19 protein-coding genes are annotated in these 23,095 nt (G+C 53.5%); 15 read left to right on the plus strand and 4 right to left on the minus strand.

The window, feature by feature from the left end:
- On the minus strand, positions 1-1,100 hold a 1,100-nt coding region (locus tag AB5Y72_RS18965; protein ID WP_368199032.1), incomplete at its 3' end, for a Y-family DNA polymerase.
- Positions 1,081-1,524 (minus strand): translesion error-prone DNA polymerase V autoproteolytic subunit, encoded by a 444-nt coding sequence (umuD, locus tag AB5Y72_RS18970; protein WP_201939228.1) that lies wholly within the window; start codon positions 1,522-1,524, stop codon positions 1,081-1,083. The genes umuD and AB5Y72_RS18965, both read right to left, overlap by 20 nt.
- A gap of 116 nt (positions 1,525-1,640) precedes the next feature.
- On the opposite strand from umuD, the gene AB5Y72_RS18975 reads away from it, so the two are divergent.
- Positions 1,641-1,829, plus strand: coding sequence for a DUF3283 family protein (locus AB5Y72_RS18975; RefSeq protein WP_368199433.1), 189 nt, complete (start codon positions 1,641-1,643; stop codon positions 1,827-1,829).
- 44 nt (positions 1,830-1,873) lie between these two features.
- On the opposite strand, the gene AB5Y72_RS18980 is transcribed toward AB5Y72_RS18975, so the two are convergent.
- Positions 1,874-2,791 (minus strand): WYL domain-containing protein, encoded by a 918-nt coding sequence (locus AB5Y72_RS18980; protein WP_368199434.1) that lies wholly within the window; start codon positions 2,789-2,791, stop codon positions 1,874-1,876.
- A gap of 102 nt (positions 2,792-2,893) precedes the next feature.
- Between AB5Y72_RS18980 and AB5Y72_RS18985 the strand changes: the two genes are divergently transcribed.
- From AB5Y72_RS18985 to brxL, 14 genes are all read left to right on the plus strand, one after another.
- Positions 2,894-3,643: a hypothetical protein gene (locus tag AB5Y72_RS18985; RefSeq protein ID WP_234922593.1), complete on the plus strand. Its 750-nt coding sequence runs from the start codon at positions 2,894-2,896 to the stop codon at positions 3,641-3,643.
- Between the two features lie 117 nt (positions 3,644-3,760).
- A complete protein-coding gene (locus AB5Y72_RS18990) occupies positions 3,761-4,249 on the plus strand; it encodes a hypothetical protein (RefSeq protein ID WP_368199436.1) in 489 nt (162 codons plus the stop codon).
- A gap of 126 nt (positions 4,250-4,375) precedes the next feature.
- On the plus strand, positions 4,376-4,975 hold the full coding sequence (locus AB5Y72_RS18995) for a DUF1819 family protein (protein WP_368199437.1): 600 nt from the start codon (positions 4,376-4,378) through the stop codon (positions 4,973-4,975).
- Positions 4,972-5,586 carry a DUF1788 domain-containing protein gene (locus AB5Y72_RS19000; protein ID WP_139392568.1) on the plus strand — a complete coding sequence of 205 codons (615 nt, stop codon included), beginning with the start codon at positions 4,972-4,974 and terminating at the stop codon, positions 5,584-5,586. The genes AB5Y72_RS18995 and AB5Y72_RS19000 overlap by 4 nt, the downstream gene beginning before the upstream one ends.
- Positions 5,507-9,349 carry a BREX system P-loop protein BrxC gene (gene brxC, locus AB5Y72_RS19005; RefSeq protein ID WP_368199438.1) on the plus strand — a complete coding sequence of 1,281 codons (3,843 nt, stop codon included), beginning with the start codon at positions 5,507-5,509 and terminating at the stop codon, positions 9,347-9,349. Before AB5Y72_RS19000 ends, brxC begins: the two co-directional genes overlap by 80 nt.
- A gap of 70 nt (positions 9,350-9,419) precedes the next feature.
- Positions 9,420-10,697 (plus strand): AAA family ATPase, encoded by a 1,278-nt coding sequence (locus tag AB5Y72_RS19010; RefSeq protein ID WP_368199439.1) that lies wholly within the window; start codon positions 9,420-9,422, stop codon positions 10,695-10,697.
- A gap of 2 nt (positions 10,698-10,699) precedes the next feature.
- Complete coding sequence (locus AB5Y72_RS19015) at positions 10,700-11,461, plus strand: hypothetical protein (RefSeq protein ID WP_128297390.1); 762 nt, start codon at positions 10,700-10,702, stop codon at positions 11,459-11,461.
- Positions 11,462-11,508: 47 nt separating this feature from the next.
- Complete coding sequence (pglX, locus tag AB5Y72_RS19020; protein ID WP_368199441.1) at positions 11,509-13,452, plus strand: BREX-1 system adenine-specific DNA-methyltransferase PglX; 1,944 nt, start codon at positions 11,509-11,511, stop codon at positions 13,450-13,452.
- A gap of 2 nt (positions 13,453-13,454) precedes the next feature.
- Complete coding sequence (locus tag AB5Y72_RS19025; RefSeq protein WP_270805297.1) at positions 13,455-13,649, plus strand: hypothetical protein; 195 nt, start codon at positions 13,455-13,457, stop codon at positions 13,647-13,649.
- Positions 13,650-13,758: 109 nt separating this feature from the next.
- The gene (gene pglX, locus AB5Y72_RS19030; RefSeq protein WP_368199442.1) at positions 13,759-15,543 is read left to right on the plus strand and encodes a BREX-1 system adenine-specific DNA-methyltransferase PglX; all 1,785 of its coding nucleotides are present in this window, start codon (positions 13,759-13,761) and stop codon (positions 15,541-15,543) included.
- A 155-nt stretch (positions 15,544-15,698) separates the two neighbouring features.
- Positions 15,699-16,409 carry a DUF3944 domain-containing protein gene (locus AB5Y72_RS19035; RefSeq protein WP_368199443.1) on the plus strand — a complete coding sequence of 237 codons (711 nt, stop codon included), beginning with the start codon at positions 15,699-15,701 and terminating at the stop codon, positions 16,407-16,409.
- A gap of 39 nt (positions 16,410-16,448) precedes the next feature.
- On the plus strand, positions 16,449-17,399 hold the full coding sequence (locus tag AB5Y72_RS19040; protein WP_223931715.1) for a hypothetical protein: 951 nt from the start codon (positions 16,449-16,451) through the stop codon (positions 17,397-17,399).
- A gap of 220 nt (positions 17,400-17,619) precedes the next feature.
- Complete coding sequence (pglZ, locus tag AB5Y72_RS19045) at positions 17,620-20,280, plus strand: BREX-1 system phosphatase PglZ type A (RefSeq protein WP_368199445.1); 2,661 nt, start codon at positions 17,620-17,622, stop codon at positions 20,278-20,280.
- A 99-nt stretch (positions 20,281-20,379) separates the two neighbouring features.
- Positions 20,380-22,623, plus strand: a complete 2,244-nt coding sequence (gene brxL, locus AB5Y72_RS19050) for a protease Lon-related BREX system protein BrxL (protein WP_244842122.1) — start codon at positions 20,380-20,382, stop codon at positions 22,621-22,623.
- A 78-nt stretch (positions 22,624-22,701) separates the two neighbouring features.
- Here brxL and AB5Y72_RS19055 read toward each other — a convergent pair whose 3' ends face one another.
- Complete coding sequence (locus AB5Y72_RS19055) at positions 22,702-23,046, minus strand: type IV toxin-antitoxin system YeeU family antitoxin (RefSeq protein WP_213393394.1); 345 nt, start codon at positions 23,044-23,046, stop codon at positions 22,702-22,704.
- Positions 23,047-23,095: the final 49 nt, after the last annotated feature.

Consider the following 23,095-nt stretch of genomic DNA (forward strand, 5'->3'; position numbering starts at 1 on the left):
GATTGAGCGGAGGACGGGGCAAACAGATCGGCCTGTTGCTGCCCCTTGGGGGTGAACTCACTCAGCATGACGCCCCCCTTCTGATAGCGGTAACCGTCGCGCCAAATCTGCGGTAGCAGCACGTTCACTTGCTGCAGCAGCAACCGGGTATCATCGCTAGGGCAGACCAGCCGGACGCCAGCCTGCTCACTGTAGTAAGGCGCTCGTTCGTCAAAGGGGCTGGTTCGCACGAACAGGTGCACCCGTTGGCAACACATCCCCTCGGCCCGCAACTTCTCGGCTGCGCGAGCCATAAAGCCTGACAACGCTTGGGCCATTTCTCCACGGTCAGTCACGCGCTCACCAAAGGAACGGCTCGAGAGGATCTGCTGCTTCGCCGCCGGTTCAACGGTCAGCTCTGCGCAAGGCAGGCCACGCAGCTCCTGTACGATCCGCTCGACCACCACGCCGTATTGGGCGCGTAACCCTTTGGCGTCGCTAGCCACCAGGTCAGCAACGGTGTTGATGCCTTGTGCCACCAACTTGGCTCCCAAGCGCCGTCCTATGCCCCACACCTCGTTCACCGGGGTGATAGCCATCAGCCGGGCACGGCGCAGCTCGTCACGCAAGTCCACGACGCCGCCCGTGGCAGGCCACTTCTTGGCTGCATAGTTGGCCAGCTTGGCGAGGGTCTTGGTGGGACCAATCCCGACCCCTACCGTTAGGCCGGTCCACTGCCACACTCGCTGCCGGATCTGTTGTCCATAGGCTGTCAGGTCACCGGCAAACGACTCCGACAGTGACAGGAATGCTTCATCAATGGAGTAGACCTCCAGCTCGGGGGACATGGTCTCCAACGTGTTCATCACCCTGCCAGACATGTCTCCATAGAGCGCGTAGTTGGAGCTGAATGCCACACCGCCATGCGCCTCGAACTGCTCGCGGATCTTGAAGTAGGGCCCGGCCATCTTGATACCCATCGCCTTGGCTTCGGGGCTGCGCGACACCACGCATCCATCGTTGTTGGAGAGCACCACGATCGGGCGGCCACGCACCTCAGGGCGAAACAACCGCTCACAGCTGGCGTAGAAGTTGTTTACATCAACGAGCGCTATAGCCATCACGCTGCCTCAGATTGCCAATCACATGGGTGACCACTCCGAACAACTCCAGGGAGAGGCTCATACAAGGGTCGATAGGCGTGAACGCCGGATTGGCTGGCAACAGCCGCAACCTCGGCTTGAGCTGCAAGGTCTTTACCGTGAAGCCGCCATCGAGTAGTGCAATCACCACATCACCATGGCGAGGGGTGAGGCTCTTATCGACCACCAGCAAGTCACCGGGAAAGATGCCGACCCCGGTCATGCTCTCCCCCTCGGCACGCAGATAGAAGGTTGCTGCAGGGTGCGGCACGCAGTGGGTGTTGAGGTCCAACTTCCCTTCCAGATAGTCGCTGGCTGGGCTGGGAAAGCCGCAAGAGGCGCGGTGCAAGAACAGCGGGATGGTCACCTCGGCGGGTGATGGGTCTGGGGTTAACAGCTTCATGGTAACAATGCCTGTATTTATATACAGGTATTATAGCGCACCACCTTTGAACCAGCGCAAGTCCCGCATGCCACTGATGACGTACCATGGCGCCAATAAATAACAAAGAAGTCAGTATGAGTCACAATCTGTGTGCCCTACCGAAGGAGCAGCAAGAACGGATCGAGGTTGAGAAGACCGCCGCATATGCGGTATGGAAGGAGCGCAACGGTCACTTGGCCAGCGCAGAAAGCGAAGCAAGCCAGCATAAGGGTGAGCTGGGCAGCTACTTTCTTGAGCAAGTAAGTAGGTACAAACGGGGCTAGCGTTCCTGTAGTCAGGTTTTTATTCTGGAAACACCCTAAGCCCCTTAACTCTCGCGCAAATCCGGGCTTCGGAGCTTGAAGATGCAGCCTTTGGCTACCAACTCGTCCCGGTTTGCCAGCACCAGCGGGTAGAGCAGCGGATTCTGTTCGTGATCGCCGTTATAGCTCACTTGCATGCGCTCCAGCGCGTAATGCATCAAAGGGATGCGCTGGTTGAGCAGCAGCTTGCCATCTGGCATGGCATAGTCACTGGCAATGATGGCCTGTTGTCCTGCGCTGAGGGTTGGATTGGGGATGACCACCGCAGTGACTTGGGTGTTCCACTCAAGATCCTGATCCCGGCCGTGAGGGGAGGTATCCAGTAGCTCAGGTTCCCCACGAAACCGGCTCATCACAAAATCCAGATATACCCTTTTCTTCTCGCAGTAAGCGCGCACGTGCCAGCGGATCCCGTCATAGACCAGGGTATGGGGCACGATATTGCGGCCGCTCTGCTCCTCTGAGCTGAGGGATACGTAATCGACATCGACCCGCAACTGACCGCGAGCCGCTTGCACCAGACCCCGCACAATCTTGGGGTCGATATGGCGGTTGGGTACATCCAAGATCTCGATATGGCCGTAGCGCAAATCCATCAGCGGCAGGGTCAACAGCCCCGCTTCATGTTGGCGTTGGTGCTGTTTTTCACGATGTAACAGCATCAGGTACTCATCTACTTTTCCTTCACTAAATCGCGGTACGAATTGCTCGGTGGGCTTGTATCCCTTCAGGCTTCGGTCATAGATCAACCCTTCTGGTGAGTAGTGGGTCAGGTAGTGATTGATATCCCGTGATGCTTGCTGGCGGCCGATATTGAAGGCTGTCATTAGGTGATTGGTGGTCAGCCGTCCTTCCCATTGCAACACGATCTCTAGCAGGCGAAAGCGCAGCGTCTGATCCCAAGTGAGCTCTCTGGGGGTCATATGTGCTCCAAAATGCGACATGTGTATGTACCCAGTATCGGCATGAGTATACAAGCTACATATACTGCTCGCATCTGAAGTCTGTGCCAAAGGAGCCTGCTTATGAGCCGCTATCAGGATACTGACGATGACCATTCCGTATTGTGCCAGATGCAGCAACTGGCCTTGGTCGCTGAGGCAAACCTTCAGGAGAGACCCCTGGTCAAAGGACTTTTTTGCCTGGCATCTGCCGAGCAAGCTCACGAGCTAATCGCTGTGGTCGTTAGGGAAGGTGCTATGCCGGTAACCTGTTTGCCCAAGATGGCGCATGTCAGAGCAGAGTCTGAAGTGTGCAGGTTGGCACGGTTGGCTATGCATATCGAGCAAAACCGGCTGGATCGCACAGACCTGCCTGTCTACCAGGGGAGAGAGCAACTGATGTCCGGTGCTGCCGCCTTACTGGAGGAGGATGCCAGCCTCGAATGCCAAGATGCCATGCGATGGCTGGCGCTGCTGCTCGACAAACTGCTGCGGGGAAACCATGGTAGCCAGCAGGCCAAGCTGGATGGTCTCACTATGACGGCAATGGAGATCCGCGCCCTGGCGCCTGAGTCCCTCAATACGGGCGCCGTGATGCGAGGCAGTTGGCGGCGCAAGGCGCGCAATCAACTCGGTCATGCCAGTTGGCTCGATGTGGTAGAAGCAGCGCTCTGGTGTTTTTGGCACAGTGATGATCTGAAAGGTGGGGAGGCTCTGTTAGGTGTGTTGCTGGGGTCAGATAGCCGGGTGCGCTTGGTCTACGGTATGCTGTGCGGGGCCTTCTATCATGCAGATACGGCAATCATTTCTGCGAACCCCTCATCTTCTATTTAATTCATCTGCCTGAAAACACGACATGTGAAAAACCACAGTATCGAGATGGTCAGGCGGGATGGGTATAGTCAGCCTAAAGAAATCGGCAGTCTAACTGCCAACGGTCAGGGGGGAGATATGACCTATAGTACCCAGAATACTAGCGGTGATAGCGAAGGTCCTAAGCGTTATCGCATCAAGGCCGCCCGTTCCCCATCCTGTACCTTAGTGGCTTTTTTGATGCTTGGGTTATTGTTTCAAACAGTGCAGGCCACCGACTGCACCTACCGCAAAGACAGCCTCGGCAATACCCGCTACCAATGTGACGATGGCAGGAGCGGCACCCTGCGCAAAGACAGCCTCGGCAACGTCAGAGACTCCCAAAGCGGCACCACCTGGCGGAAAGACTCCCTCGGCAATGTCCGCTGCAGCGAAGGCACCACCTACCGCAAAGACAGTCTGGGCAATGTGCGCGTCAGCAGACCTGGCACCGGCGATACGGTCACTTGGCGCAAGGATAGCCTCGGCAATCTACGCGCCTCCGATGGCACTACCTGCCGCACTAACTCCTTGGGGCAGGTCAGATGCGATGGTCCGAGTACGCCACCGGCATTATTGGGCCAATAGCCAGAAAAGGGGGGAATTGTCGCCGTGTGGGTTACTTAAGGGCGCTAACTGTGCGCCGGGTTAAAGGCATTGTGGCCAGATTCGCGTATCATAACGCCGTTTGAAGACCCCTGTTGTGGAGTAGTTATGACGGCCAAAGCGTATCTGGGTGACATCATCGGCGGCAGCATCATGCTGCGCGAAAGCAGAGTGATTGCCGCACTGCTGTTGAGACAGCCTGATGAGGCGCAATGGATAGATGCCATTGTGAATGAGAATGCCCTGCAGAAGCCCTCGTTGCACAGTGCCAAACGCATGGCATCGACCCTGCGCAAGCGGCTAGAGCCGATGGGACCTGCATTCTGGGAACAACTGCTCATCGTATCGGATGATTTGGCCAAACAGATGCTGCTGTTGGCGACCATGTGTCACTCGCCGGTACTGACCGATTTTATGGCCACCGCCTTTGCTGATGCCCGCCGCATGTATCGTGAGTCACTGCGCAATGACGATTGGCACGAGTTTATCGTCTCACGTCAGCGGGTGATTGAGGGCCTTGATAGCTATTCAGAGAGTTCAATCCAGAAGATGGGGAACAATGTCTTCAAGATCCTGGCGGATGTGGGTTATATCGAGTCAGGCCGTTCCCGAAAGCTACAGAATATTTACCTGATGCCAGAGCTGCGGAAGTGGGCGAGTCGGCTTGATTACCAAAAAGCCTATGATGCCATGGAGTCTGCAAGATGAAGGTTCAATTGGACAGCAAACCACAGCTGATTGCCCGCCTCGAACAGATAGAGACGCGATTGAAAAGCGAGAGCTTTCTGCACAATCGGGAGCTCGGGGGAGAGATAGGTTTTTACATTTTTGACTATCCGCCGCAGTTCGAATTGGATGTGCGGGAATATCTGAGTTTGAGTCTGCAACGCCTTGCCAAGCAGGGGTTGAACTTTGTGCATATCAACCTGTTTGAAGCATTGCTGGCTATCTTGCAGGAGCGAAAACTGCTGGATAAAGCCTTCGAACTTGAGCTGAAAAAAGGAACAGACGAACTTGCTAAGGCCCTTAAAGGGCCGCTTGAGCAAGGCCGTGTCGCCAAACACCTGATGGATAAAATTCACTCGGCATCTCCACAATTTGTGGTGTTGAGCGGTTTAGGCCAATGCTGGCCCTTGCTGCGTGGCCATAGCCTGCTCAATGCGCTTCATGCCCACATGGGCGCAATACCCTTGGTGCTGTTTTATCCTGGCCGTTACAACGGTCTTGAGCTTTATCCGTTTGACCTGGATCGTGCTGAAGTGGCGACAGCCAACTACTACCGCGCTTTCCAACTGGTACCGCATTCGTTCAAGTATTGATATTGAGCGGTTGAAGGCGTTACTAACCGACGAAAAACAAAAGCAGAAATTGGAATATCTAGTGGCAACAAACACGGGATCATCAATGCAAATTAAAGAGCTGTTTACCAAACAACTGGACAGGCCGATCAATGGCGTGGTGAAAGCAGAGCAGTTGGATGAGCAAATCATCTGGACTGAGCTTGATGAGTATGTGGTGACCCGCGAGCTTGATCGCCATCTGCGCCATTTCTTCGAGACCTATTTGCCAGGCGTCACCCATCCTGATGATCCCAGCGTGGCTGGTAAGATAGGTATCTGGGTCTCCGGTTACTTTGGCTCCGGTAAATCGCACTTTATCAAGATCCTCTCTTATCTGTTGGGTAACCAGAGAGCCGTTCACGGCGAGCAGAGCAAAGCTGCTATCGATTTTTTCAAAGATAAGATCAGTGACAACCTGCTCTACAGCGATATTCACGCAGCAGTGAATCGTCAAACCGAGGTGATTCTTTTTAACATCGACAGTCGTGCTGATACTGAAGATAAAGAAGATGCCATCCTGAAAGTGTTCCTGCGGGTGTTTAACGAGCGGCTCGGCTATTGCGCCGACCATCCTCATATTGCACACCTTGAGCGGGAGCTTGATGCTCGCAATCAATATCAAGCGTTCAAGAGCAAATTTGCCGAGTTGACTGGCTCCTCTTGGGAAGAGGAACGTGATGCCTATGGCTTCTGCCGGGATGAAATGGCGCAAGCCTGGGCTCATGCAACCGGCCAGTCGGAAGCTTCCTCGGTGCAGAGCATGGAAAACCTCGAATCCATGTTTACCCTCGACATCAGCAATTTCTGCAAATGGGTAAGGGAGTATCTGGATCGTAGCGCCCGAGAGAGTGGCGGGGATGGTAAACGAATCGTCTTCTTAGTCGATGAAGTGGGCCAGTTCATCGGCAATAACACCCAGATGATGCTCAAACTGCAGACCATCACCGAGAATATAGGTACTTCCTGCGGTGGTCGCGCTTGGGTGATTGTGACGTCTCAAGAGGATATCGATGCCGTACTTGGGGATCTCAGCGCCAAAAAAGGTCAGGACTTCTCCAAGATCCAGGGGCGTTTCCATACCCGGGTCTCCCTCTCATCGTCCAACACCAACGAAGTGATCCAGAAGCGCCTGCTGGAAAAAACCACAGAGGCCAAAGATGAGCTGGCCGATCTGTTTATCCAAAAAGGCGATATTCTGCGCAACCAGCTGGCCTTTGACGCGACCACCACCGCAGAGTTGGCCAACTATCGCGACAATGTCGAATTTGTCGATCACTATCCGTTCATCCCTTACCAGTACCTGCTGGTGCAGAAGGTGTTCGAGGCCATTCGCAAGGTCGGGGCAACCGGTAAACACCTTTCTCGTGGTGAGCGCTCCTTGCTTGATGCTTTCCAGAATGCAGCGCGTCAGCAGATGAATAAAGGGGTGGGCGTACTGGTGCCGTTCCACTCGTTTTATCCGGCCATCGAGTCGTTTCTCGACACCAACGTCAAACGTATCTTCGAGCAGGCTGCCGAGAAGAGCACCCTTTTTGCGGAAGATATCGACATTCTCAAGTCGCTATTCCTGATCCGTTATGTCGATCTCGTGAAGTCCACGCTAGATAACCTGGTAACTCTCTCAATTGAAGAGATCGATACCGACAAAGTGGCGCTCAAGCGGCGTATCGAAGCTAGCCTGCATCGTCTTGAAAACCAGCTTCTGATTGCCCGCAATGGCGACGAGTATGTGTTCCTGACTAATGAAGAGAAAGAGGTTGAGCAGGAGATCAAGCACACTCAGGTTGAATTAACCGAAGTGAATAGACAGCTGTCGAAGTGGATCTTTGAAGAGGTAATGGGCAATCGTCGGCAGTATCGTTATGCCGTCAACAAGCAGGATTATCCGCTAAGTCGCTTCTGCAATGGGCACCCATTTGATGGCAGTGTTCAGACTGATCTCGTGCTCAAAGTCATCTCGCCCCTTGACGCCAATTTCGAGGATTATCATGAGCAGGGATGCAAATCACTGAGCTTGGAAGGGAAAGGTTGCGTGTTGATCTGTCTGCCCGACGAAAAGCGGCTCTGGGATGAATTCGATACCTGGCTAAAAACCGAGAAATTCCTCGCTAATAATCGTAGCCAACGGCCGGAGCAGGAGAAACTGCTGACTGAAAAGGCAATGGAGAATACCAAACGTCGCAACCGGTTGAAGTCTCTGTTTGAAGAGCTGGTCAAGCAAGCGCAGGTGTATGCCATCGGTAACGAGCTACAGCTCAAATCTGGCAGTGTCAGCAATATACTGGACGAGGCGCTTGGCTACGTCATTGAAAACTCGTTTTCAAAACTGTCATTGCTCAAGAGTTGCGGCACCAATCCGTTGCAGGAACTTAAAAGCGTCATCATGGCCGACGACATTGCGCAGCTCAATATGCACTTGGGCGAGCAAGATCCTAACGGTGGGGCCAAGCAAGAGATCGAGCTCTACCTCAATGTCTCTGAAGAAACCAATAAACCGGTCTATCTCAAAGAGATGCTCGATCGTTTCAGTGCCAGGCCCTATGGCTGGAATCGTGATGAGGTCATGCTGCAACTGGCCCATCTGGTATTGCTGGGGAAAGCGGCCCTCTCGACCCCTAATGGCGACCTGCCCCTCAAGCGCAGCTATGACCAGTTCACCTCGGTGCGCAGCCACACCACGCTGCGTATTCGACGGGTGCGCCAGCACAGTGAGCAGCAAGTAGTCAAAGCGGCCCGCCTTGCCAAAGACATTTTCCGCAAGCCGTTCGATAGCAGCGAGAAAGAGCTGGCCAAGAAGCTGCTCGACGAGTTGGCCCAGTTGCAGCGACTGCTCAACGATTTTGAGTTCAAGGGCAAGCAAGGGCGTTGTCCGGGGCTGGCCGTACTAGAGAGCGGTAAACGGCTGGTCGCAGGCTCGCTGGAGCTTGGCAATAACAGCTACGCCCTGATAGAGGCGCTCTGCCAACAGGGGAACGAGTGGCAGGACTTTGCCGAAGACTTTGAAGAGGTGGAGGAATTCTTCACTCGCCAGTTCGACACCTGGCAGCAACTCAGTCGTGCCTTGGGCGAGCAGTTCAGCGTCAATAAGCATGCTCTGGAGCAAGATCCGGCAGCAGCAAAACTCATTGAGCAGTTGCGAGCGATCCATGAAGACGCGCAGCCCTATGGCAAGTTGCGCAATGTCGGTACCTTGGTCGAACAGCTGGCGGCGATCAATCAACGCCTCATCGAGCAAAAACGCGCCTTCAGCTTACAGGCCATCGAACAGACCCAGCAGGGGATCCAATCCTCGGTCAGTGAGTTGCCAAGCGAGCTGCAAAATAAAGCGATGCGCCCCTTTGTATTGCTTAAAGAGCGGGTGGCGAAGAGCGTCTCGCTCCATGAGCTGGTCAGTCTGGTGAAAGAGGCTGACGATCAGGAAGATGAGGTCATCGCGCTGATCAACCGCTATAGCGCCGAGCAAGCTGCTCATCAGTCCGAAGTATCAGTGTTCCCACCACAAGTGCAGGAACCCTCTGTAGGAAACAGTGCTGCCTCTGCTGTTGAAAACACAACTATCGATAAGCCCGTTGCCAAACCTAAACCCGTGCTTAAACCCATTGAACTGGTCTCGCCGACCGAGTTGCTGGGGGGCAGCCATCTCTTTATTGAGACTGAACAGGATATCGACGCTTACCTCAGCAAACTGCGCAGTCGCCTGCAACAGGCCATCGTTGATGGCAAACGGGTGCGGATAAAATAACGAGCGAATAGCCCCCTCTTGTCCGCATAGGCAAGAGGGGGCTACTGAACAATCAAAAAAGGAGCAGCGGATGCTGACCCGTTTTGAAATAGATAACTTCAAATCGCTGGTAGGATTTAGCCTGCCACTCTCACGCTTTAACTGCGTGATTGGCCTTAATGGGTCAGGTAAAACCACCTTACTGCAGGCGCTCGATTTTGCGGCTCATGTGATGAGTGGTGAAGTAAAGGAGTGGCTAATAGCCCGTGGCTGGTCGGCAGCTGATCTGGCCAGCCGCCTCCTAGGTAAAAAATTCAATATCGAACTGGCCATCGAGCTGGAGATTGAAGGGCGACATCTGCGATGGGAGGCCACGTTTAACCGCACCCGCCTCGCCTGTACCCGTGAAGTTGCCAAGGTCACCAACCTGCAGATGGATGGTTCCTGGTTGCTTGATGGCAGCCATCGTCAGGATGGAACCGTCTTTGAGCTCAAAGGAGGAAAGTATTGGCACCGTTCGGAGAGCTCCGACTCGACACAGTGGAACGAGATCCCGTTTAACTACACCGGTTCACTGCTGTCACAGCTCAAAGATAACCAGCTTTCGCCATTGCTGCGTGAACTGCGCGAACGCATCAAGGCGATCCGCTCTCTCGATCTGCTCTCGCCAGAACAGCTCCGGCGTAAAGCCCGTCTAGCCAATCTTGGCGATGATATTGGCAGTGGTGGTCAACAGCTGAGTGCCTTTATTCATCAATTAAAGCTGTCAGAGCGTGAGCAATTACTGCTGGACTTACAGCGTTACTATCCCCAAGTGACCAAGATCCACACCAGCGTTATGCGTGGAGGGAACATCAAACTTGAGTTGCACGAACATTATCAAGCCAGTAACTCTGAGGGACAGGCGAGCCTGCTTACGAATGAGCCAGCAAGTGACATGGTCACCGAAGCCCGCCATATCAACGATGGCATGCTGCGTCTGTTGGCCATTCTGGCCCAGCAATTCAGCCCTTATGAGTTTGTGCTGTTCGACGAGATAGAGAACGGTGTCAATCCCGAGATCACCGAGGCGTTAGTGGATGCGCTGGTTGGTTCCGCCAAGCAACTGCTGGTGACCACCCATAGCCCCATGGTACTCAACTACCTCAATGATAAGGTGGCGCGGCAAAGTGTGTTGCTGATCTACAAGCGTCCCGATGGTGTCAGCCGTGCCGTGCGTTTCTTCGATGTTCCCATGGCGGCAGCACGGCTTGAATGTCTCTCGCCAGGTGAGTCGATGCTCGATCTCTCCCTTGAGCACGTCGCAGAGGCAGCCGAGCAAATGGCTGAAAAAAGCACCGAGGATAAAACCAGTACAGGGAGAGCATAACTATGTTGCAAACCTTGCTGGTATTTGGTGAAGGCCCGACCGATCTGGGCGCGAGCCGCAACGCGCAAGCCTATGCCTATGGCGACGATCTTGAGGTGGGCCCCATGCTGCGTCTTGCTCATCGGCTGCTGGTTCACCATTTGCCTGACTGGAACGCAGATTTGTTCGACTTACAGCAAGAGCATGCCATTCCGTCTGTGCTGGTTGCTGCGGCCGAGATGAAGACCCTCGCCAAGGCCAGTCCCTTTCGATTCCCCAGTAAAAGGACCAAGTCCGGCAACCTGATCCACGGTAAACGAGCGGAGGTATTGGGAAAGCTGGCGCAGCAAACGGAAACCCCGACGCAAGCACAGTTGGCGCTTTATTTTCACGATACAGATGGTACTCAGGGAGAGCGTCACGATCCGCAGGATCTGGTGCAGGCAATGCAAGAAGGCTTCCGCGCCGCAGGTTTTGTGGGTAAGGGTGTTGCCATGGTGCCGCAACCGACCTCGGAGGCTTGGCTGATCTGCTCATGTAAGCCAGATGCCTACCAGCACTGTACCCAGCTTGAAACTCAGCTGTCAGGCAATGACCGCTCGCCAGATCGCGCCCCGAAAAAGGTGTTGGGTCGATTGCTCAACAACGAGGAGTACCATCGTGGCGATCTCTGGCCCGTGGTGGAGGGGATTGAGCTTGACCGGCTTGATATGCCGACCTTTAACCGCTTTCGGGATGATTTAAAACAAGGGATCCGCCATCTGTGCGGGGAAGTTGCTGACTAAGCCATCGGCCTGCTCGAACAGCTAGAACAAAAGTCACGGGAATTTCAATGAACACCAACAACCTGAAAAAAGTCGCCCCACGGGCTCGCACTGCCTTTATTGCTGCCATCAAGGCTCGCGCTGCCGAATTTGGGATTACCGCCAAGGGTCATGCAGATTTCCAGCTCAGCGGTGAAGTGCTACAAGTGGCTGGGTTTACCCACCCGGCCCACATCGCCCCGGCTCTCAAACGCCTGCAACAGCGGCTCGAACACGAAGGCTTCGAGAACCTGATGGAGCAGATGGCTTATACCTGGTTCAACCGCTTCTGTGCTATTCGCTTTATGGAGCTAAAAAGCGACGAGGGCTATCTCGAACACGGAGTGCGCCTGCTCTCCCATCCGAGCCAGCCACAGGGGTTCGAGGTGCTGGACCGTGCCCCCGAAGTGATCGACTCCCTGATAGGCGAGGGGGTAGATCTCGATAAACCGGCGCTGCTCGACCTGCTGCTGGCTGGCAACGAGCAGGAGGCTCTGTTCCGTGAACTGCTGCTCGGCCAGTGCCACCGCCTGCATCAGGCCATGCCCTTCTTGTTTGAAGCCATCGATGATGAGACCGAACTGCTGCTGCCAAGCGGCCTCACCCGCACCGATGCCTTCTGGCGCGAGTTGGTCGATGGGATCCCGGAGACTGACTGGCAACAGGTGGAGGTGATCGGCTGGCTCTATCAGTTCTATATCAGCGAGAAGAAGGACGAAGTGATCGGCAAGGTGGTCAAGTCGGAGGATATTCCCGCCGCTACCCAGCTCTTTACCCCCAACTGGATCGTGCAGTATCTGGTGCAAAACTCGGTGGGCCGCTACTGGCTGCAAACCTATCCTGATTCGGCGTTGCCTCGTGCCATGCCTTACTTTGTTTTCCCTGGTGAGCAACCTATCGAAGTTCAGGATGAATATGCTCGTTTCACGCCTGATAGTATCGAGCCCGAATCGATCAAGGTACTCGATCCCGCCTGTGGCTCCGGCCATATTCTGGTGGAAGCCTACAACCTGCTCTATCGCATCTACGAGGAGCGCGGCTATCGCAGTCGCGAGATCCCCGAACTTATTCTCAAGCACAACCTGTATGGCCTCGATATCGACGACCGCGCCGCCCAACTGGCGGGGTTCGCCCTGCTGATGCGGGCCCGTCAGGATGATCGTCGTCTGTTCACTCGTGATCTCACCCTACATATTCACGCCCTGCAGGAGAGCCGCCACCTCAATATTCCTAAGCTTTGGCAGGCGCTAAACCTCAATGCCGACTCGGATCGTGGTCAGGTACAAGATATGTTTGCCGTGGCTCCCGCCACCCTCGCCGCTAATGACCCGCGCTTGAGCCTGCTTAACGACCTGCACCGCCGTTTCTTGGCTGCCAAAACCTTGGGGTCGCTTATCGAAGTACCCGCCGAGCAGGTGCAGGCCATCGACGATCTCTATACCACTTTGCAAACTTTGAGTATCAGCGGTGATGCGATGCAAAAGCCAGCCGCCAAGGCATTGCTGCCGCTGCTTGCCCAGGCCAGCGTATTGGCCAAACGTTATGACGTCGTGATTGCCAACCCTCCTTATATGGGCAGCAAGTTCCATATTCCGGAGGTGAAGGACTATCTCAAAACCCACTTTAAGGGTTATGAAAAAGACCTTTTCTCAGCCTTTATCGTGCGCAATCTGGATTTGGCAAAACCTCGCGGTCAGCTTGGGTTTATGACGCCGTTTGTATGGATGTTTATCTCAAGCTATGAACAGCTTCGAAATTACATCATAAACGAGAAAACCATCACCTCGCTGATCCAATTGGAATACTCTGGCTTCGATGGTGCGACAGTGCCGATCTGTACCTTTACCCTTGAGAATGCCTACAATCCGAATTTCAAAGGCGGTTATGTGCGGTTGTCTGATTTCCGTGGGGCGGAGCAACAAGGGCCACGTGCGTTGGAAATTATTCAAGCCGCCAATGCGGTAGGGAAATAGTGATGCCAACTATCTTGCCGAACACCGAAACCATAAGCAGCCTCGGTGGCGAGGGGGGCTCGACCACCGCCTTTGTGCTGGCTCAGCCCCATCTACCCACCTATCAGGGTGCCTATTTCCGGCTGGTGGATGGCAACTCGGAAGCGGAAAAAGCGGTGATGTTTAAAGCGGCCAATGCTACCGACAAACAAGTATGACAAGGCGTTTGCTTCGGGCTATATTGGCTAAGAGCATGAGATTTACAGCATTCAGCAGTGTGGCCAAAATAAGCCACACTGCTCCTGATTTAAGAGAAGAGGTGGCCCAATGAGCCAGCAACAGAATAACGACATGCAAAAAAATTTTTACCGCGCCTCAGCAGCGGATTTTGGAAAGATCCCTGGGAGCCCCATTGCATATTGGGTAAGTGAAAAGCTGTTCTCCTGTTTTCAAATCGATAAACTACGAGATGTCGCTGATGCTAAGCAGGGAATGGCAACTTCAGATAATGGTCGTTTTTTGCGTTTTTGGCATGAGGTTAGCGAAGAACAATTGTTTTTAGACTGCGCTAGTGCTGCAGAGTCAGAACATCGGACAGAAAAATGGTATGCCTATAATAAGGGAGGGGAGTTCCGTCGTTGGTTTGGGAATAATGAGTATGTTGTAAATTGGCAGAGCAATGGAGTAGAGCTTAAGGCATTTGTTGAAGAAATTAACAAGCTTAGGCCAGGCGGGCGTCTTAAAAATCAAGAATACTATTTTCGTGATAGCATCACCTATTCGTCATTAAGTTCTGGATTGTTCTCTGCCAGATATAATCCAGTTGGATTTCTTTTCGATACAAAAGGGTCTTGTATATTTCCGGTTTCAGTGAGCAAAAGCAATCTCCTTGGTCTGTTAAATAGTAATGTTGCTCAAGCATTCCTTAACATATTGTGCCCGACCCTTGATTACAGCTCAATTGGCATAAATGCGATACCGGTAAGACTACCAGAAATTAATGAAGTTACTGACAGACTTATTGAAGTTGCGAAAAAAGATTGGGACTCCAATGAGTTGTCGTGGGATTTTAAGCGTCTACCTCTTCTTCAGCCTGAGTTCAGTCAGTTGTTGCTAGAGCGTTGCTATCAGAAGCTTCGTGCATTCATGCAACAAAGATCATGTGAAATGCAACGCCTTGAAGAAGACAATAACCGTCTTTTTATCGAGGTATATGACCTGCAGGATGAGCTTACCCCTGCGGTACCACTGTCGGAAATCACTCTGACCTGCAACCCGCACTATCGCTATGGTGGTAATCTCACCGACGAGGAGCGCGAGGCACGGTTGCAGTCGGATACCATTAGTGAGCTGATCTCCTACGCCATCGGCTGCATGATGGGCCGTTATTCACTGGATTGCGAAGGCTTGGTGTACGCCCATGCCGGCAACGAAGGCTTTAAAGCGCTGGTGGAGGAGGGAGCCTACTCCACCTTTGCCGCCGATGAGGATGGCATCCTGCCGCTCACTTCAGATAACTGGTTCCCCGACGATGTGGCGGCGCGATTCGAGGCGTTTATCCGCACCGTCTGGGGCGCTGAAACCTTGGAAGAGAACCTGCAATTTATTGCCGATAGCCTGTGCCTCAGTGCCATCAAACCGGTGAAAAAAGGGGGCGAGACGGCCCGCGAGACCATTCGCCGCTATCTTTCGACCCAGTTCTTTAAAGACCACATGAAGACCTACAAGAAGCGCCCCATCTACTGGCTGTTTAGCTCAGGCAAAGAGAAGGCCTTCGAGTGTCTGCTCTATCTGCACCGCTACAACGAAGCCACCCTGCCACGGATGCGCACCGAATATGTCACACCGCTGCTCGGCCAGATGGCCGGTCGTATCGAACGCCTGCGACTGCAACAGGCCGAAGCCGGTACGGCGGAGGCCAAGCGCATCGGTAAGGAGATCGACACGTTGTCCAAGCAACTGACCGAGTTGCGTGCCTTTGACGATGAGCTGAAGCACCACGCCGATATGCGCATCACCTTGGATCTCGATGACGGCGTCAAGGTCAACTACGGCAAATTCGGCACCCTGCTCAGTGACGTTAAAGCCATCACTGGTGATAAGGGAGAGTGATTGACCCATCGTCCATCAAATCAAGGCGAGAGCTGCCGCTTGTGCGGCAGCTCTCATTTTGCTTATTGCCGTTCAAGATAGAGGGCTATCCCTTGGACTTGGCTAGTGCGAGCGTAGTATTTTATTGATATTTATCATAAATCGGTGGCGTGAATATGGATATTAATATTGCAAGCAGATATTACAAGTACAGAGAAGATGAAGATCTGGCATTCATTGCTCACTGCACCCATGAGCAGCTAGCACCACTGGTCAGTTATTTGACCATTGATCGTGATGGCAAGCCGAGACTGGCTGAAACCTTGACCAAAAACCCCGAATTTAAAGCAAACAAGTATGATTTTTCTCGGGCATGGCAAGCCATTTGCACTGAGCTGCAAACATATGGCAACTCGACAGCATTAAATATCGTGACCAGAAAGGGGGCCGCGTATAAGGATATTGTGCAGTTCACTGCAAAATCCGTTGGCTGCGCGATAGACAAGCATAGTGATGTGCAGACCATCGAGCAGGCGATAGTGGCCAAGGTGCTGGAGTTGCAGATGGATAAGATGACGCAGGATGAGCGGGAAGCGTTTATTAAAACCATGAAGAATGACTATCAAGTGAATAATATCGATCCTTTAAAGTGGACGGTCAGGGATTTTAGTGTGATATCGGGCGTACTGGCGGGTGCATTCGGTGGGGCTGCGGCGGCTGGAGCTATGCTGCTGCCAAGAGCATTATTATTTTCTAGTCCACTTGGGCTCGTCGGTGGATTATTCAGTGCTGTGGTAGAAGGGCCAGCACTACGAGTCACCTTGCCGTGCGTTATCCATATCACCATGCTGCGTGAGTTCCATCGTCACGGTAACCCGTTCAACTGAATCTGATAACACAAGTCCTGACAACACAAGGATATTAAGATGCTTGAAGAGACGCTCAAAGTGATTATGGTGCCTGATTGGGCCAAAGTTGACCCTGAGATTCGCGAGTTGATCGAAACGGGCCATATGCGCCTGCGTGAAGGCGTCATTTATTGGGCCAAGGGTAAAAAACTATCAGAGGGGGCGGGGAGTATTGTCAAGCACCTTCCCTTTAAAGAGATGACAGTAGATGTCAGCCAGGGCGTTAATGTCGAGCAGTTGATGAAAGCCACCGCCGCCATGCAGAAAAGCATCGGCCTGGCGGTCGGATTATCAACCGGGATTATTCTCGCTGCGATAGTGATTCAAACAGCTTATCTCTCTCAAAAGCTCAATAAAATCCAGGCGTCGATAGATAAAATCGCTGTTGAAATTCAAACTCAAAATCAGCTTTTTTATCTTGAAAAACTTTCATCGTATATGGGTAGCATTATGGCGGCCCATGAGATGCTGGCTGTTTCTAAAGAGAGTGAGGCATACCCTGAGGTGATTGCACCATTATTGGCAACACTTGCTCAGCAAAGAAACGAATTGTGTACATTCTTGATGAACCTGATTGGCTGGATCGACCACAGTAAAGCAATCGAGAATAAAATCACCGATGAACATGCTGCATTGATTGTTGATTTTGTGACAAGTGTATTGGATGTCATGCCAAAATCTATTTATGTGGAGTCTGCACTTTATACCACTCTTGGCAAATACCATCATGCGGATGCACTGGTTGAGTCGGCAGCAACAAAATACAAGTCTGTTTTGAACTCTTATCGGTTATGGGCAAAAGTTGGTTATGATCAGTGGTTAACCGGCAAGGCCAGTCGCAGTAGTCGTCTGCTGGTGGATAAATTTGAAGATATTAACAATCTGTTGCACTCTATCGAAAATCAGTTGCTGCTGGGCAACAGCCAGCAATTATGCAAACAGCAACTGGAGTGTGTTGTGACACCGTAACATAGTGCTGGGTTGTCAGAGGCTATCAAGAGGACAGGTAGGTAGTTGGCCTGTCTTCTCTACCACCTGGCTGAGTCCACGAGTAGCGCTTGCCAAAGCGCACCATACGATGAACTCAGGTCCTACGCTAACGGATTGCTCCATGAACTCTAAGAGCATTTCGATTACCATATGGCTTTGTTGTAAATCGGAGCCTAACGGCTTGTCGTGACGGATTTTTATGGATATTACCCAGCTCCAAAGCGGGCTAAACAAGAAATTCGAACAGAGCCGGATCGTCTTCTGGCACGATCCCGAGCAAAGTTTTACAGCTCAGCTGGCGGAGCTTGCAGATCCCCTGGCAGGGCTCACCCGCGATGGTCAGACAGTGACGGTGCTCAATATGGCTGAGCATTCCCAACTTCAGGCCCGTAAGCACATTGAGCTCGATGAGCCGACCACGCCGTTTCTGCTCTACTGGCCAAGCCCGGAGCCTGCGCCAGCAAAAGACTGGTTGCTGGATATGCGCCGCTATAGCGTCACCTTCTACGCCGATGCGGCCTCGATCCTGCTCAACGAGTTGGGGCTCGCCAATATGTCACTGCGCGACTACATCGCATCCCGTCACAGCTTTTTTGCCAGCAAAGAGCGCACTGTCGCGCTCAAGCGTCGGCTGGATGGTCGCAGTGGCATAGAAGATGAGTTGTCGCTCGATCTCAAGATGATCAGCGTGTTGCTCGGTTGCCACGCCCAACTCGCTGACTTGATGAAGGCCTTGGGCGAACGTTTGCTGGATGAGGTTGATAGCGACAGCGATGGCGTTACTGCCACGGCATTAGCTCCTTTGGAGCAATATGGTTTGTTGCCCAGTTTTTGGCAGTTGATGGCCCGCGACTATGGTTATCAGGTTGCGGAGGAGACAGAACCTTCGTTGCGTGAACTGGTGCGCAAGCTATTTGTCAGCGAGTGTTATGAACAACTCGATGCCGCCGGTGTTGCCGGTCGCCCCGCCTGGTTGCAGTCACAGTTGTTGGCCACGCCGACCGGACGTGCCAATGCCATGGCGTTGTTGGCCAGTTGGCGTGATTCTACCCAGTACAGCGGTCAGTTTGCCGCTCTTTCGGCCAAAGTGGCCGCACAACTTGAGCTTCATTCCCGCCTCGCCAGTCTGGCTACCCAGGATATCTGGCTGTGGGCCGAGGTAAGCGGCTTTGAGGCTGTCGAACAGGCGTTGATCCGCGAACTGGTGAGCGGATTGATGAGCGGCGATTTGGCATTAGGCCGGGCCGAGTTTAGTCAGCTTATTTCCCGGCGTCGGCAAGGTTTTTGGGTAAGCACCGATCCCAAGTATGTCCATCTCTATCAGGCGCTACAGCAGGCCGAGATCTTGCTGGAACTGCGCCGCGCTTACCCGGACGGTTTTCATTATCCCACTGCTCAGGCGATGTACCTCGCTTATGAGGCCGAGCTGTTCCTGTTTGATGCGGCCTATCGTCTCTTCAACGAGGCGCTGTTGCACTTACAGGAGCAATCGGTCGAGGTGTTGGCAGCATTGGCTGACAAGATTGAGGATCTGTACGTCAACTGGTATCTCTACCAGCTCGGTTTGGCGTGGGATGGCTTGCTTGCCAAAGAGCAGCAAATGGCCCGTTGGGAGATGGGGATCCCGGCTCAATCACGCTTCTACGAGACAGTGATTAAGCAGCGCCTGAGCCAGGCCGGTGTGAAGCGGCAGTTTGTGATCATCAGCGATGCCTTGCGCTATGAAGTTGCCCATGAGTTGCAAGGTGAGATCAATGAAGGCAAGCGTTTCTCGGCGCAGCTGAAAAGCCAGTTGGGGGTGTTGCCAAGTTACACCCAGCTCGGGATGGCGGCCCTGTTACCCCATCAGCAGCTGGATTATGCGCAAGGGAACGCCACCGTGTTGGTGGATGGCCAGAGCAGCGCAGGGCTGGACAACCGCAGCGCCATTTTGGCCAAGGTGGGTGGGCTCGCCATCTCTGCCAAGGCGCTAAAAGGCTGGACTCGGGCCCAGGCCAATGAGGCCATTGGTGATGCGCGGGTGATCTATATCTACCACGATATTATCGATGCGATAGGTGACAAGCTGGCGACCGAGCAGCAGACCTTTATGGCGGTACGTCAGGCCATCGAGGAGCTCAATGGCTTGGTCAGTCGAGTCATCAACGGATTTGGGGTGACTCGGGTGGTGATCACCGCCGATCATGGCTTCCTGTTCCAGCGGGTTGCGCCGGAAGTCGCGGTAAAATCCCAGCTAACACATGAGCCAACCGGAACGCTTGAGGCCAAGAAGCGTTACCTGATAGGCCGCAATCTGCCCACCAATGACGATGTATGGCATGGCCGGATCGGTGATACTACCAAAGGCCAATCCGATGTGGCCTTCTGGTTGCCCAAGGGGGTGAGTCGCTTCCATTTTGTCGGCGGTGCTCGATTTGTTCACGGTGGGGCCATGTTGCAGGAGATCTGCGTACCACTGCTTGAGGTGCAGGAGTTGCGCGGTAAGAAGCAGGCACTGCATGAGAAGACGAAGGTCAATATTGTGCCCCTGTATCAACCCATTAAGCTGGTCAACGCCATCGACAAGGTTCGTTTCCTGCAAACCGACGCGGTGGATGAGCGTCATAAGCCACGGACGTTGCGCTTTGTGGTCGTCGATAGTACCGGGCAGTCGGTATCGGCCCTCGAAAAGTTAACCTTTGATGCGACCTCCGGTAGTCTGGAACAACGTCAGCAGGACGTGCGCTTGAAGCTCACCGGCACGGATTTTGATCGTAAGGTGCAGTATCAACTGCTGCTGCAAGATGATGAAGATGGCATTGAGCTGGCCCGTTATCCGGTGACCATCGATCTGGCCATCCAGAATGATTTCGGTTTTTGATCTCGGGCAATGAGAGTCACGCAGCTGCACTCACGCTTGTGTTCACGTTAAGCCAATAGACGTGGGGCCCTGACAGGTTTGTGCCCCGGAGTAACCCTGATGTCACATCATGATCGTCCCTCCACCGAGGGAGAGTTTTTAGGAAAAGAGACGCCGCAAGGGCAGGCGGCGTCGGTAACACATATCACGAACAATGTGGTGATCCAGCAGATGGATGTGTATCCCGGTGATAGCGGATACAGCGCTGACCATGGGGAGCAGGAGCAATACGGCGTTCAGGCTAGTCTGAGCCCAGAGGATGAGTTGGCTCAACATGCCAGCCTGGATCTGGATGCCCGTTTGAACCGCTACTTCAAGGGAAAGGTGGTTCGCAAGGATTTAACCAAACAGCTCAAAGAGGGGGCCAATGTGCCCGTCTATGTGCTGGAGTACCTGCTCGGCATGTATTGCGCCTCGGATGATGATGAGGTGGTGCGGGAGGGGTTGGAGAACGTAAAGAAGATCCTGGCCGAGAACTATGTGCGCCCAGATGAGGCGGAGAAGGTCAAGTCGCTGATCCGTGAGCGGGGCAGCTTCAAAGTGATCGACAAGGTGGGGGTCAAACTTAACCAAAAAAAGGATGTTTACGAGGCGCAACTCTCCAATCTCGGCATCAAGGATGCGGTGATCCCGGCCAATATCGTCAAGCAAAATGAGAAACTGCTCACTGGCGGGATCTGGTGCATCATCACCCTCAATTACTTCTATGAAGAGGGGCAGAGGATCTCGCCCTTCTCCATTTTTACCCTCAAGCCGATCCAGATGCCCTCTATGGACATGGAGGAGCTGTTTGCGGCTCGTGCTCATTTCAATACCGATCAGTGGCTGGATGTGTTGATCCGCTCCATTGGCATGGAGCCGACCAACTTGCAGCAACGGGTGAAGTGGCATCTGCTGACTCGAATGATCCCGTTTGTCGAGAACAACTACAACGTCTGTGAGCTGGGGCCACGCGGCACCGGTAAGAGCCATGTTTACAAAGAGTGCTCGCCCAACTCCTTGCTGGTATCGGGTGGTCAGACGACAGTGGCTAACCTGTTTTACAACATGAGTTCGCGCCAGGTTGGTCTGGTGGGAATGTGGGATGTGGTGGCCTTTGATGAGGTGGCGGGGATCACCTTCAAGGATAAAGACGGCGTACAGATCATGAAGGATTACATGGCTTCGGGATCCTTCTCCCGTGGTCGTGATTCAATCGAGGCAAAAGCCTCCATGGTTTTTGTCGGCAACATCAACCAGAGTGTCGAGACCCTGGTCAAGACTAGCCATCTGCTGGCGCCGTTCCCTGAAGCGATGATCGATACGGCCTTCTTTGATCGCTTCCATGCCTATATTCCCGGCTGGGACATCCCCAAGATGAGGCCGGAGTTTTTCACCAATAGCTATGGTCTGATCACCGATTATCTTGCCGAGTATATGCGCGAGATGCGTAAGCGCAGTTTCTCCGACGCCATCGATCGTTACTTCAAGCTGGGCAATAACCTGAATCAGCGCGATGTGATCGCGGTACGTCGTACCGTTTCAGGTCTGCTCAAGTTGCTGCATCCGCACGGGGTATTCGACAAGGAAGATGTGCGCCGTTGTTTGACTTATGCCCTAGAGCTGCGTCGTCGCATCAAAGAGCAGTTGAAGAAGCTCGGTGGCATGGAGTTTTTTGATGTGCATTTCAGCTACCTCGATAACCAGACACTCGAAGAGTTCTTCGTCAATGTGCCAGAGCAAGGTGGCAGCCAGCTGATCCCGGAGGGGTTAGGCAAGCCCGGTGTGGTTCACATGGTCACCAAAGGAGGGGCCGGGCAATTGGGTCTCTATCGTTTCGAAACCCAGATGACGCCCGGCAACGGCAAGCATTCGACCTCTGGGCTGGGTTCCAATACGCCAGCGAAGGAGGCGATCCGGGTCGGTTTCGATTACTTCAAAGGAAATCTGAATCGGATCAGCGCAACGGCCAAGTTCTCCGAGCATGAGTACCATCTGCATGTGGTCGAGCTACATAACTCAGGCCCCAGCACCAAAACCAGTCTGGCTGCCTTGGTCGCATTCTGTTCCATCTTGATGGGCAAGCCGGTGCAGGAACAGATGGTCGTGTTGGGAGACATGACCTTGGGGGGCGTTGTTAATCCGGTCGAAGATTTGGCGGGGAGCTTGCAGCTGGCCATGGACAGTGGCGGAAAACGGGTATTGCTGCCCATGGCATCGGCATCCGACATACCGACAGTGCCAGCCGAGATTTTCTCCAAGTTTCAGATCAGCTTCTATGCCGATCCAGTGGATGCCGTTTACAAGGCATTAGGGGTTCAGTAGAGAGCCAAAAAAAGAAGTCTTGGGCAAAGGGTGAGCATGTGGTTCACCCTTTGCCAGCGTTACGCCGCCGTGCCGATTTTACGCCTCTGTTGTTTGAACATTGCCGCTTTCTTGCCGGTAGACATCCAGATAGAGGTAACCATAGCTGGCCCTTGGATTGGCCAGGCAGACCCAATCCCCCTGCCTCAACGTCACCAATTTATCTTGGTCACTCAGCAGCTCCCCTTGCTGAAAGAGTTTGCTAAGGCGCTCAATAAAGCCCGGTAAAACGGTGTCGATATCGGTAAGCCACTGCTCGTCAGCCTCGCCATAGACGCCGCTGCGATCCCAGAGCAGGGAGACCCCGCTTCGCTCGACAATGGCCCGTGCGCCAAAACGGGGTTGAACTGGGGTATGTAATCCCCAACTACCTATCGTGCTCATGTTCTTTACTCCAATGGATGTTCGGTCGTCATACAGGTCACCGCTGGAC

The sequence above is a fragment of the Aeromonas sp. R7-4 genome (assembly GCF_040908055.1).
Classification (GTDB): Bacteria; Pseudomonadota; Gammaproteobacteria; order Enterobacterales; family Aeromonadaceae; genus Aeromonas; species Aeromonas sanarellii.